This is a genomic window from Janthinobacterium sp. CG_23.3 (genome assembly GCF_046115965.1).
GTDB lineage: Bacteria > Pseudomonadota > Gammaproteobacteria > Burkholderiales > Burkholderiaceae_D > Janthinobacterium.
Genome location: NZ_JBJXIB010000062.1, coordinates 1 through 12208, shown reverse-complemented (window position 1 = coordinate 12208; position 12208 = coordinate 1). Strand labels below are relative to the sequence as shown.

The 12208-nt window shown below is 66.6% G+C and carries 9 protein-coding genes and 1 pseudogene; 7 read left to right on the top strand and 3 right to left on the bottom strand.

The annotated features are described in order from the left end of the window. Positions 1 to 60: 60 nt before the first annotated feature. The 3 genes from ACFDR9_RS15495 to ACFDR9_RS15485 all read right to left on the bottom strand — a co-directional run bounded on the left by ACFDR9_RS15495 (position 61) and on the right by ACFDR9_RS15485 (position 3084). The gene (locus tag ACFDR9_RS15495) at positions 61 to 693 is read right to left on the bottom strand and encodes a LysE family translocator (protein ID WP_017878529.1); all 633 of its coding nucleotides are present in this window, start codon (positions 691 to 693) and stop codon (positions 61 to 63) included. A gap of 217 nt (positions 694 to 910) precedes the next feature. Then, positions 911 to 1588, bottom strand: a complete 678-nt coding sequence (locus tag ACFDR9_RS15490) for a TetR/AcrR family transcriptional regulator (RefSeq protein WP_017878530.1) — start codon at positions 1586 to 1588, stop codon at positions 911 to 913. 35 nt (positions 1589 to 1623) lie between these two features. Further along, positions 1624 to 3084, bottom strand: a complete 1461-nt coding sequence (locus tag ACFDR9_RS15485; protein ID WP_017878531.1) for a PLP-dependent aminotransferase family protein — start codon at positions 3082 to 3084, stop codon at positions 1624 to 1626. Between the two features lie 227 nt (positions 3085 to 3311). Here ACFDR9_RS15485 and ACFDR9_RS15480 point away from each other — a divergent pair, with 227 nt between their 5' ends. The 7 genes and pseudogenes from ACFDR9_RS15480 to ACFDR9_RS15450 all read left to right on the top strand — a co-directional run. Further along, the gene (locus tag ACFDR9_RS15480) at positions 3312 to 4628 is read left to right on the top strand and encodes an aspartate aminotransferase family protein (RefSeq protein ID WP_409031566.1); all 1317 of its coding nucleotides are present in this window, start codon (positions 3312 to 3314) and stop codon (positions 4626 to 4628) included. 97 nt (positions 4629 to 4725) lie between these two features. Beyond that, positions 4726 to 5841, top strand: coding sequence for an alanine dehydrogenase (gene ald / locus ACFDR9_RS15475; RefSeq protein WP_409031565.1), 1116 nt, complete (start codon positions 4726 to 4728; stop codon positions 5839 to 5841). A gap of 29 nt (positions 5842 to 5870) precedes the next feature. Beyond that, positions 5871 to 7373, top strand: coding sequence for a CoA-acylating methylmalonate-semialdehyde dehydrogenase (locus tag ACFDR9_RS15470; RefSeq protein ID WP_409031564.1), 1503 nt, complete (start codon positions 5871 to 5873; stop codon positions 7371 to 7373). Between the two features lie 174 nt (positions 7374 to 7547). Then, positions 7548 to 8918 (top strand): NAD(P)-dependent oxidoreductase, encoded by a 1371-nt coding sequence (locus ACFDR9_RS15465; protein WP_409031563.1) that lies wholly within the window; start codon positions 7548 to 7550, stop codon positions 8916 to 8918. Then, entirely contained in the window at positions 8918 to 10192 is a 1275-nt protein-coding gene (gene preA / locus ACFDR9_RS15460; protein ID WP_017878536.1) for an NAD-dependent dihydropyrimidine dehydrogenase subunit PreA, read from the top strand. The genes ACFDR9_RS15465 and preA overlap by 1 nt, the downstream gene beginning before the upstream one ends. Before the next feature lie 160 nt (positions 10193 to 10352). Beyond that, positions 10353 to 11837 (top strand): NCS1 family nucleobase:cation symporter-1, encoded by a 1485-nt coding sequence (locus ACFDR9_RS15455; protein WP_409031562.1) that lies wholly within the window; start codon positions 10353 to 10355, stop codon positions 11835 to 11837. Positions 11838 to 11860: 23 nt separating this feature from the next. After that, a pseudogene (locus ACFDR9_RS15450) lies at positions 11861 to 12169 on the top strand (dihydropyrimidinase); the annotation flags it as partial. Positions 12170 to 12208 lie beyond the last annotated feature (39 nt).

The following is a 12208-nucleotide window of genomic DNA, read 5'->3' as shown; positions in this document are numbered from 1 at the left end:
ACCCGCCGCCATGCCGAACCGCAAGCGTGGCGTCTACGGCAGCGCCTTCAGCCGGCGTCCTCAAGTGCGTTGGCTGGTCAGCAGTTTTAACCCCAGCAGCACAAACAACGAGCCGCCCAGGAATTTGACCGATTTGATGAAACGGCTGTTCTTGACCTTGTGCTTGAGCCGGTTCACCGAAAACGAATAGAAGATATGGACGCTGCCGACGCTGGCGGCGATGGTCAGGTACATGACGGCGAACTGCCAGCCCAGCGCGCGGCTCTGGTCGATAAATTGCGGCATGAAGGCGGACAGGAAGATCAAGGTCTTCGGGTTGCTGATCGAGACCAGGAAGGCGGAGCGGAACACGCCCGACTTCGACATCGGCGCGCCCGGCGCCTCGTCGCCGGTTGGGGAGCCGGGCTGGCGCGCGGTGCGGATCTGGCCGATGCCCAGCAAGATCAGGTAGGCCGCGCCCAGCACCTTCATCACCAGGAAAAACTCGGGCAGCGCGGCGATGGTCGCGCCGACGCCGCCGGCCACCAGCATGACGACGATGAGTTGCGCCGTCAGGTTGCCGAGGATGGTCAGCAGGGCCGAGGCGGAGCCGAATTTCAGGCTGTTGCGGATGACCAGCACGACGTTCGGCCCCGGCGTGATGGTGAGCAGGAAGTAGGTGGCGGCGAAGGTCAGCCACACGTGGAAGGCCATGGGAAGTCCGATTCTAAGGATGCGCTGTCGTATTGGTAATTATGCATGCTAGAGCGTCGCGGCGCCAACTGTTTGTTGGCACAGGGGGGATACCGACAAGTGAAGCATTTTCGGCGGTCGGGTGAGCCGGAACGGCGTAACCCGACTGGCGCCGGCGGCGGCTCGGCGTCGGATGACGCGTTCGCCGCGGCGGCCCCCGCATCCGAGCTACGCAAGCTTAACTAAGCGGCGCAGTGCCGGGTTCCAGGCGCACCGCCGCCAGCACCATCTGCGTGATCAGCTTTTCGCCGGCGTCGAAGTCGGCGCCGGTCAGCTGCGCGCGGTCCAGCACCAGCGCCATCTGCGCCGAGAAGTCGGCGTAGGACTGCGTCATCGCCCAGATAGCGAACAGCAGATGGGTGGCGTTGACCGGCGCGATTAACCCGGCCGCGATCCATTTCTCGAACACGGCGATGTCCTTGCGCAGCAGCGGCACCACGCGCTCGCGGATTTGCGCCCCGTACAACTGGGCGCCGCTGATGACCTCCATCGCGTACACCCGCGAGGCCCACGGCTGCTCGCGCGAGAAGCGCAGCTTGGCCTGGATGTAGGCGCGCAGCATGTCGTGCGGGTCCTGGTGGTCGTCGGCCAGGCTTTCCATGCGCTCCAGCCATTCGTCGAGCACGTCGTCGAGCACGCGCTGGTACAGCGCCTGCTTGGTGGGAAAGTAGTACATCAGGTTTTGCTTCGACAGCCCGGCGCTGTCGGCGATGGCGGCGATCGAGGTGCCCTCGTAGCCGCATTCGGCGAACGCGCGCACGGCCCGGGCGACGACGTCGGCTTCGAGCTTGTCGCGGTTCTGCACGCGCCGCTTGCCCGGGACCGGCGCGGCGTTCAGTGGTTTTGCTGGCGGCATGGCGGAACTTTCACCGTGACTGTCATCGTGGGCGCTTACCGGGGGCGGACCGACTGCAGGAACTTCAGCAGCGGCGGCGTGTCCGAGTAGGCGACGTTGAAGCGGAACCAGACCGTGTCGGGCTGGCGCAGCATGAAAAATTCGTTGGGCGACAGCAGGATGCCGGACTTCAGCGCCAGGTCGGCGATGACCTTGCCGTTCCAGTCCGGCGTCGGCGCGCGGTCCCAGCCGGCGCTGACGAACATGCCGCCGCGCGGGCGCGCCACCGGCGCCATGCCGGCCTGCGCCAGGCAGTCGATGCTGCGCTCGCGGCAGCCGTCGAGCTGGGTCGTCAGGCGCTCGATCATGCGCCGGTAGGCCCGCGACGACACCGCGTGGTAGACCGCGCGCTCGTTGATTTCGGAGGTGGTCAGGCCGGCCAGCATCTTCACCCGCACCAGTTCCGGCAGCAGCGAGTTGGACGCCGAGATCGAGCCGACCCGCAGCGCCGGCGACAGCGTCTTCGAGTAGCTGCCGACGCGGATCACGCGGCGCAGGCCGTCCATCGCCGCCAGCGAGGCTTCGCCGCGCGGCGTCAGTTCGCGGTAGATGTCGTCCTCGACCAGCCAGAAGTCGAACTGCTCGGCCAGTCCCAGCAGGCGGTGCGCCTGGGCGTGGCTGAGCGAGGCGCCGAGCGGGTTTTGCAGCACCGTGTTGACGAACATCAGTTTCGGTTGCGTGGCCGCGGCCTGGCGCGCCAGCGCCTCGAAGTCGAGGCCGGCGTCGCTGCGCGGAATGCCGACCGGGACGCAGCCGTGGTGGCGGATCAGGGACAGCAGGTTGCTGTAGCCGGGGTCTTCGACGAAGACGGTGTCGCCCGGCCTGGTCAGCGTGCGCAGGATCAGGTCGAAGGCGTGGGTGGCGCCGTGGGTCAGCACGATCTGGTCCGGCTCGACCGCGTACAGCTCCTCCGACAGCGTCGCCGCCAGGTGCTGGCGCAGCGACGGGAAGCCGAGCGGGTGGCCGTAGCCGCGCAGGCGGTTGGCGGGAATGCGCATGGCCTGGCGCACCGCGTCGAGGATGGTGTCCTCGCCGTACATCTCCGGCGGCAGCCAGCCGGCGCCGACCGGCAGCGCGTCCGACACGCCCGAGTACAGGTCGGGCGTGAGGGCGTCGATGGCGGTCGGGCTGGCGTGGATCGCCACTTGCGCCGAGGCCGCCGTCTCGTTGCGCGCGACGAAGTAGCCGGAGCCGCGCCGCGACGACAGCAGGCCGAGCGTGACGAGCCGGTCGTAGGCCTCGACCACCGTGAAGGTGGAGACGCCATTACACTTGGCGAACTGGCGCACCGACGGCATCTTGGTGCCGACGCGCAGTTCGCGCTGGCCCACCATCAGGCTGATGGCGGCGACGATCTGCTCGACCAGGCCGCCCTTCTTGCTGCGCTCGATGGCCAGCGTGGGCCAGCCCGATTTGGCGCAATCCGCCAGCTCGGCGGCGGTGCTAATCTCATTCATCCATTGTCCCCTTGTGAAGCACCGGACAGAACTGTATTGGTATTGTCGCCTGTACGGTTGGATGGTTTTGATATTTGTGTATCTGTGCCATAGTTGGCTGCCTGTCTATTATTGCACCATCATTTTGCCAACTGGTAAATTATTTTACGCTTGTAAAAACTTCCCGATGGAGCGATGCTGAAACCAGCGCTGGCTCCCGTCGAAACCGAAATTCAAAGGAGATTTGCATGAACGAATCCAGACCAGAATCGATGTCGTCGTTTTGGATGCCATTTACCAACAACCGCGATTTCAAAGCCAACCCGCGCCTGCTGGTGTCGGCCGAGGGCATGTACTACAAGGACGTCGACGGCAACAGCATCCTGGACGGCACCGCCGGCCTGTGGTGCGTGCCGTGCGGCCACGCCCAGCCGAAAATCGTCAGCGCCGTGCGCGAAATGGTCGGCCAGCTCGACTTCGCGCCGACCTTCCAGATGGGCCACCCGGCCGCCTTCGACCTGGCCGAAAAACTAATGGACTACACCGGCCACCGCTTCGGCCACGTGTTCTACACCAACTCCGGTTCCGAGGCCGTCGACACCGCGCTGAAGATGGCGCTGGCCTACCACAAGGCCCGCGGCGAAGCCGGGCGCACCCGCCTGATCGGCCGCGAGCGCGGCTACCACGGCGTCGGCTTCGGCGGCATTTCGGTCGGCGGCATCGCCGGCAACCGCAAAACCTTCGGTCCGCTGCTGCCCGGCGTCGACCACCTGCCGCACACGCACAACCTGGAAAAGAACGCCTTCACCCGCGGCGAGCCGGAATACGGCAGCCACCTGGCCGACGAACTGGAACGCATCGTCACGCTGCACGACGCCTCCACCATCGCCGCCGTGATCGTCGAGCCGGTGGCCGGCTCGACCGGCGTGCTGATACCGCCGAAGGGCTACCTGAAACGCCTGCGCGAGCTGTGCACCAAGCACGGCATCCTGCTGATCTTCGACGAGGTCATCACCGGCTTCGGACGCATGACGACGCCGTTCGCGGCCGACTACTTCGACGTCGAACCGGACATGATGACCACCGCCAAGGGCTTGACCAACGGCGTCGTGCCGATGGGCGCCGTGTTCACCAAACAGCACATCCACGACGCCTTCATGGACGGCCCGGCCGGCATCGAACTGTTCCACGGCTACACCTACTCGGGCCATCCGCTGGCCTGCGCCGCCTCGCTGGCGACGCTGGAAGTGTTCGAGGAGCAGAAGATATTGGAACACGCCCAGGGCGTGCAAGCCTACTGGGAAGACGCGGTGCATTCGCTCAAGGGGCTGCCGCATGTGATCGACATCCGCACCATCGGGCTGATCGCCGGGATCGAGCTGGCGCCGATCGCCGGCAAGCCGGGCGCGCGCGCGTTCAGCGCCTTCAAACAGGCGTTCGCCGACGGCGTGCTGATTCGCACCACCGGCGACATCATCGCCCTGTCGCCGCCGCTGGTGCTGGAGAAAAAACACATTGACGAGCTGTTCGGCAAGCTCGCCAAAGTGCTGAAGAACCTCGACTAAACCCGAGGCGCGTCAAAGCGGGGCCAGACCCTCGGGGTCTGCCCCCCCCATATCTGCGGTTAGCGGTGCAAACATACCTATAAAACAGGAGACCAGCATGCTAGTAGGCGTCCCAAGAGAGATTAAAAACCAGGAATCGCGCGTCGGCCTTACCCCGGCCAGCGTACGCGAGTTGGTTCTGCGCGGGCACACGGTGCTCGTGCAGAAGAACGCCGGGCTCGCCATCGGTCTGACCGACGCGATGTACGAGGCGGCCGGCGCCGTGACGGTTGAATCGGCCGGGGAGATTTTTGCCCGCGCCGAGATGATCGTCAAGGTCAAGGAGCCGCAGCCGCAGGAATGCGCGCTGCTGCGCCCTGGCCAGATCCTCTACACCTACCTGCACCTGGCCCCCGACCCGGAACAAACCGCCGCGCTGGTGCAATCCGGCGCCATCTGCATCGCCTACGAAACCATTACCGGCCACGGCGGCGGCCTGCCGCTGCTGGCGCCGATGAGCGAGGTGGCCGGCCGCATGGCGATCCAGGCCGGCGCCGCGCACCTGGAGAAATCCAAGGGCGGCATGGGCCTGCTGCTGGGCGGCGTGCCGGGCGTGGCGCCGGGCCACATCGCCATCCTCGGCGGCGGCGTGGTCGGCACCAACGCGCTGCAGATGGCGGTCGGCATCGGCGCGCGCGTCACGGTGCTCGACAAGAATGTCGACCGTCTGCGCCAGCTCGACCTGGTGTTCGGCAACCGCATCGTCACCCAATATTCGAACGCGCAATCGATCGAGGAGGCGGTGCTCGACGCCGACCTCGTCATCGGCGGCGTGCTGGTGCCCGGCGCGGCCGCGCCGAAGCTGGTCAGCGCCGCCATGATAGCGCGCATGAAGCCGGGCGCGGTGGTGGTCGACGTCGCCATCGACCAGGGCGGCTGCTTCGAAACCTCGCGCGCCACCACCCACGCCAACCCGACCTACATGGTCGGCGACGTGGTGCACTACTGCGTCGCCAACATGCCGGGCGCGGTCGCCCGCACCTCGACCTTCGCGCTCAACAACGCCACCATAGCCCACGCCGTGGCGCTGGCCGACAAGGGCTGGCGCCAGGCAATGAAAGACAATTTGCACCTGAAGCACGGCTTGAACGTGTGCCAGGGCCAGATCACCTACGAAGCGGTGGCCAGGGACCTTGGCTACCTATATGTACCGGCCGACACCGCGTTGGCCTGAACCGATTCTTTTTATTAAAGCGAACCATCATGAGCAATCTCGACACCATCACCCATTTCATCAACGGCGCCTTCGTCGACACCCAGAGCGGGCGCTACGCCGACGTCTTCAACCCGGCGCTGGGCGAGCCGGTTTCCAAGGTCGCGCTGGGCACGGCGGACGACGTGGACGCGGCGGTGCGGGCCGCCGCCGCCGCCTTCCCGTCGTGGTCCGCCACGCCGCCGCTGGGGCGCGCCCGCGTCCTGTTCAAGTACCTGCAACTGTGCCAGCAGCACACCGACGAATTCGCCGCGATGCTGACGCGCGAGCACGGCAAGACCTTCGCCGACGCCCAGGGCGAAGTGGCGCGCGGTATCGAGATGGTCGAATTCGCGGTCGGCATTCCGCAATTGCTGAAGGGTGAATTCACCGACCAGATCTCGCGCGGTATCGACGCCTGGTCGATGCGCCAGGCGCTCGGCGTGGTGGCCGGCATCACGCCGTTCAACTTCCCGGTGATGGTGCCGATGTGGATGTTCCCGGTCGCCATCGCCTGCGGCAACACCTTCATCCTGAAGCCGTCCGAGCGCGATCCGTCGGCCTCGCTGCTGCACGCCAAGCTGTTGAAGCAGGCCGGCCTGCCGGACGGCGTCTTCAACGTCATCCAGGGCGACAAGGTGACGGTCGACGCGCTGCTCGACCATCCGGTGGTGCAGGCCATCAGCTTCGTCGGCTCGACCCCGATCGCCGAATATATCTACGCCCGCGGCAGCGCCAGCGGCAAGCGCGTGCAGGCGCTGGGCGGCGCCAAGAACCACATGGTGGTGATGCCCGACGCCGACATGGACATGACGGTCGACGCGTTGATCGGCGCGGCCTACGGTTCGGCCGGCGAGCGCTGCATGGCGATCTCGGTGGTGGTGGCGGTGGGCGACGCCGGCGACAAGCTGATCGACGCACTGGCAACGCGCACGGCCGCACTGAAAATACGCGACGGCATGGCGGCGGACGCCGAAATGGGGCCGGTGGTGTCGTCGGCGGCCAAGCAGCGCATTGAAAAACTGATCGGCGAGGGCGTCGAGCAGGGCGCCACCCTGCTGGTGGACGGGCGCAACTGCAAGGTGGTCGGACGCGAGAACGGCTTCTTCGTCGGCGGCACCCTGTTCGACCACGTGACGCCGGAAATGTCGATCTACAAGGAGGAGATTTTCGGGCCGGTGCTGTGCGTGATGCGCTCGCCGGACGTGGCCAGCGCGGTCGCGCTGATCAACAACAACGAGTACGGCAACGGCGTCGCCGTGTACACCCGCGACGGCGGCGTGGCGCGCGAATTCGTGCGGCAGATCCAGGTCGGCATGGTCGGCGTCAACGTGCCGCTGCCGGTGCCGATGGCCTTCAACAGCTTCGGCGGCTGGAAGCGCAGCATGTTCGGCGACCACCACGCCTACGGCCCGGAAGGCGTGCGTTTCTACACGCGCCACAAGGCCGTGATGCAGCGCTGGCCGAACACCGCCAGCGCTGGTGTGGAATTTGCTTTCCCACAGATGAAGTAATTGGACGTGCCGCGGCGGACCTACGAAATACGCCTGTCCGTGGGCGCTCACCGTAGGTCGGGTTAGCGCGGCGTAACCCGACAAGCGCCGCCGCCGACCCTGTCGGGCGACGCGATGCAAGTGCAGTTCGAATTCAGCCATAGAAGTCCCGCCCAACACTACGCAGGAATCGAAATGATGATCGAATCTCTCAAATACCTGCCGCGCCCGCTGGAGTCGAACGGCGCGCTGCAGCGGCATTTCACCGACCTGGCGCCGGCGCTGACCGCGCGCCAGGCGGCCATCGAAAGCGCGCGTTGCCTGTACTGCTACGACGCGCCCTGCACGCGCATCTGCCCGACGGAAATCGACGTCGCCAGCTTCATCCGCAACATCCACGACAAGAACGTCAACGGCGCCGCGGTCGGCATCCTGAAGCAGAATATCCTGGGCGGCAGCTGCGCGCGGGTCTGCCCCACCGAGATCCTGTGCGAGGACGCCTGCGTGCGCAACCACGACGCCGAGGGCCAGCCGGTGCGCATCGGCGCGCTGCAACGCTACGCGGTCGACCACATGCAATTCGCCGGCCATCCGTTCAGCCGCGCGCCGTCGACCGGCAAGACGGTGGCGGTGGTCGGCGCCGGCCCGGCCGGGCTGTCGTGCGCGCACCGGCTGGCGATGCTGGGCCACGACGTGGTCGTCTTCGAGGCGCGCGAAAAAGCCGGCGGCCTGAACGAATACGGCATCGCCAAATACAAGCTGACCGACGACTTCGCGCGCAAGGAGGTCGAGTTCCTGCTCGGCGTCGGCGGCATCGAGATCCGCTGTGGCCAGACCCTCGGCGGCAACCTGGCGCTGAGGGATTTGCACGCGCGCTACGACGCCGTCTTCCTCGGCCTGGGCCTGGGCGCCAGCCGCCGCCTCGGCCTGGCCGGCGAGGACGCCCCCGGCCTGCTGGCGGCGGTCGACTACATTGCCGCGCTGCGCCAGTGCGACGACCTGGCCGCGCTGCCGCTGCCGGCCCGGGCCATCGTCGTCGGCGCGGGCAACACCGCCATCGACATGGCGGTGCAGCTCAAGCGCCTGGGCGCCGCCGAGGTCACGCTGGTGTACCGGCGCGGCTTCGAGGCCATGACCGCCACGCTGCACGAGCAGGACATCGCCAAGGCCAACCAGGTGCGCCTGCTGACCTGGGCCCAACCGCAGGACGTGATCCTCAACAGCGCCGGGCTGGTGGCCGGCATGCGCTTCGAGAAAACCGCGCTCGAGGGCGGCCGCCTGGTCGGCACCGGCGCCACCTTCGAAGTCGCCGCCGACGCCATCTTCAAGGCCATCGGCCAGAGCCTGGACGGCGCCAGCCTGGGCGACGCGCTGGCGGCGACGCTGCCGCGCGAGGGCGACAAAATCGCCGTCGACGCGCGGTTCCGCACCATCGTTCCGGGCGTCTACGCCGGCGGCGATTGCGTCGCGCCGGGGCAGGACTTGACGGTGCAGGCGGTGCAGCACGGCAAACTCGCCGCGCTGGCCATTCATCACGACATCCAATCCACAGTGGAGGCTGCATAATGGCCGATCTCAGCATCGATTTTTGCGGCATCAAGTCGCCCAATCCATTTTGGCTGGCCTCCGCGCCGCCGACCGACAAGGCTTACAACGTGGTGCGCGCCTTCGAGGCCGGTTGGGGCGGGGTGGTGTGGAAGACGTTGGGCGAGGACCCCGCCGCCGTCAACGTGTCGTCGCGCTACTCGGCGCTGTACGGCAAGAACCGCGAGGTGGTCGGCTTCAACAACATCGAGCTGATCACCGACCGCAGCCTGGACATCAACCTGCGCGAAATCACCCAGGTCAAGAAGGATTGGCCGGACCGCGCCATGATCGTCTCGCTGATGCTGCCCTGCGAGGAGCCGCTGTGGGCCGCCATCCTGCCGCTGGTCGAAGCCACCGGCGCCGACGGCATCGAGCTCAATTTCGGCTGCCCGCACGGCATGCCGGAGCGCGGCATGGGCGCGGCGGTGGGCCAGGTGCCGGAGTACGTGCAGCTGGTCACCAGCTGGTGCAAGAAGCACTCGAGGCTGCCGGTGATCGTCAAGCTGACGCCGAACATCACCGACGTGCGCATGCCGGCGCGCGCGGCCAAGGCCGGCGGCGCCGACGCGGTTTCGCTGATCAACACCATCAACTCGATCACCTCGATCGACCTCGACCTGATGGTGGCGCGGCCCATCGTCGGCGGCGCCAGCACCCACGGCGGCTACTGCGGCGCGGCGGTCAAGCCGATCGCGCTGAACATGGTGGCCGAGATCGCGCGCGACCCGCAGACGCGCGGCCTGCCGATCTCCGGCATCGGCGGCATCGGCAACTGGCGCGACGCGGCCGAGTTCCTGGCGCTCGGCGCCGGCTCGGTGCAGGTTTGCACCGCCGCCATGCTGCACGGCTTTCGCATCGTCGAGGAGATGAAGGACGGCCTGTCGCGCTGGATGGACGAGAAGGGCTACCGGTCGATCAGCGAATTCTCCGGCAAGGCGGTGGCCAACACCACCGACTGGAAATACCTGGACATGAACTACCAGGTTATCGCCCGGATCAACCAGGACGATTGCATCAAGTGCGGCAAGTGCTACGTCGCCTGCGAGGACACCTCGCACCAGTCGATCGCCCAGCTGATCGACGCGGCCGGCGTGCGCACCTACGAGGTCATCAAGGAGGAGTGCGTCGGCTGCAACCTGTGCGAAATCACCTGCCCGGTACAGGGCTGCATCAGCATGGTGCCGCAGGATACCGGCAAGGCGTATATGAACTGGACGCAGGACCCGCGCAATCCTCGGGCGGAGGTGCGGTAAGGGCGGTATTTGATATAAACTCATATCGTCCGCGGCGCCCGTTAAAACCACAGGCGAGGACTGCGGGCGGACCCCCCGAGGTCTGGCCCCGGCCCTTTGCCGTTGCTTTCAACAGCGCTCCCGGCCCCTTGGTTGAATTATAAAAAATGGAGAAAAACCTGTGAACAAAGACATATCAGCCAACCCCCAACTGTGGAACGAGGACCTGGCCCCGACCACGGCGGCGCAGCGCACCTGGCGCTGGTACCACTTCGCCGCCCTGTGGGTCGGCATGGTGATGTGCATACCCGCCTACACGCTCTCGGCCAGCCTGATCGACAGCGGCATGTCCGGCATGCAGGCGGTGCTGACGGTGTTCCTGGCCAACGCCATCGTGCTGCTGCCGATGCTGCTGATCGGCCACGCCGGCACCAAATACGGCATTCCCTACGCGGTGCTGGCGCGCTCCTCCTTCGGCACCAGCGGCGCGCGCCTGCCGGCGCTGATGCGCGCCATCGTCGCCTGCGGCTGGTACGGCATCCAGACCTGGTTCGGCGGTCAGATGATCTACACGCTGGCGGGCGTGCTGCTCGGGCACGAACTGGGCGGCGACAAGATCGCCGGCCTGGGCATCAACGCCAGCCAGCTGCTGTGCTTCCTGGCCTTCTGGGCCATCCAGTTCTACTACATCCTGCATGGCATGGACGCCATCCGCAAACTGGAAACCTACACCGCGCCGCTGAAAATCGCCATCTGCTTCGTGCTGCTGGCCTGGGTCCACGACAAGGCCGGCGGCTTCGGCGCGCTGTTCGAGCAGCCCTCGCAATTCGTCGCGGGCGGCAAAAAAGCCGGCCAGTTCTGGGCCGTGTTCTGGCCGTCGCTGACGGCGATGGTCGGCTTCTGGGCCACGCTGGCGCTGAACATCCCCGACTTCACCCGCTTCGCCAAAACCCAGCGCGACCAGATCCTGGGCCAGAGCATCGGCCTGCCGGTGCCGATGGGCCTGCTGGCCATGCTGGCCGTGATCGTCACCTCGGCCACCGTGGTCCTGTACGGCAAGGCCATCTGGGACCCGGTCGACCTGGCCAGCCGCATGACCGGCGCGGCCGTGCTGATCGCCCTGATCGTGCTGCTGGTCGACACCGTCAGCGTCAACCTGGCGGCCAACCTGGTCGGCCCGGCCTACGACTTCTCGTCGCTGGCGCCGAAGCAGATCTCGTACAAGGTCGGCGGCTACATCACCGCCTCGATCGCGATCCTGATGATGCCGTGGAAAATACTTGAATCGACCCAGGGCTATATCTTCACCTGGCTGATCGGCTACTCGGCCCTGCTGGGGCCGATCGCCGGCATCCTCATCGTCGACTACTACTTCATCCGCAAGACCGAACTGGACGTGCCCGAGCTGTACCGCGCCGACGGCGCCTACTCGTACGGCAACGGCTGGAACATGGCGGCGCTGGTGGCCTTCGTGCTTGGCGTGCTGCCGAACATTCCGGGCTTCCTGAACGCCGCGTTCCCGCAATCGTTCCCCGCCGTCGGCGACGCCTTCAAGACCGTGTACACCTACGCCTGGTTTGTCGGCGTCGGTATTTCGGCGCTGGCGTATGGCCTTATGATGAAGGGCAAAACCGTGCCGTCCCTGCGCGCCGCGGCCCAGCCCTAACCGAGCTTAAACAGGAGAACTGAATGACAACGATCATCCGCGGCGGCACCGTCGTCAACGCCGACCGCGCCTTCCGCGCCGACGTGCTGTGCTACGGCGACAAGATCGTCGCCGTCGGCGAAAACCTGGACGCGCCGGCGTCGGCCAAGGTGATCGACGCCGGCGGCCAGTACGTGCTACCGGGCGGTATCGACACCCACACCCACATGAACCTGCCGTTCATGGGCACCGTTACCGCCGACGACTTCTTCAGCGGTACCGCCGCCGGCCTGGCCGGCGGCACCACCCCCACCAGCGAACCCGTTTTCCCCGCGACGCGGCCGTTTTTGGTGTGAGCCCCCCCCAAACCTTGCGGGCTGGGCCAGGAACTG

Coding starts and splice junctions, on each gene's coding strand:
- ACFDR9_RS15495 (WP_017878529.1), bottom strand. CDS start 693: ATGGCCTTCCACGTGTGGCTGACCTTCGCCGCCACCTACTTCCTGCTC.
- ACFDR9_RS15490 (WP_017878530.1), bottom strand. CDS start 1,588: ATGCCGCCAGCAAAACCACTGAACGCCGCGCCGGTCCCGGGCAAGCGG.
- ACFDR9_RS15485 (WP_017878531.1), bottom strand. CDS start 3,084: ATGAATGAGATTAGCACCGCCGCCGAGCTGGCGGATTGCGCCAAATCG.
- ACFDR9_RS15480 (WP_409031566.1), top strand. CDS start 3,312: ATGAACGAATCCAGACCAGAATCGATGTCGTCGTTTTGGATGCCATTT.
- ald (WP_409031565.1), top strand. CDS start 4,726: ATGCTAGTAGGCGTCCCAAGAGAGATTAAAAACCAGGAATCGCGCGTC.
- ACFDR9_RS15470 (WP_409031564.1), top strand. CDS start 5,871: ATGAGCAATCTCGACACCATCACCCATTTCATCAACGGCGCCTTCGTC.
- ACFDR9_RS15465 (WP_409031563.1), top strand. CDS start 7,548: ATGATGATCGAATCTCTCAAATACCTGCCGCGCCCGCTGGAGTCGAAC.
- preA (WP_017878536.1), top strand. CDS start 8,918: ATGGCCGATCTCAGCATCGATTTTTGCGGCATCAAGTCGCCCAATCCA.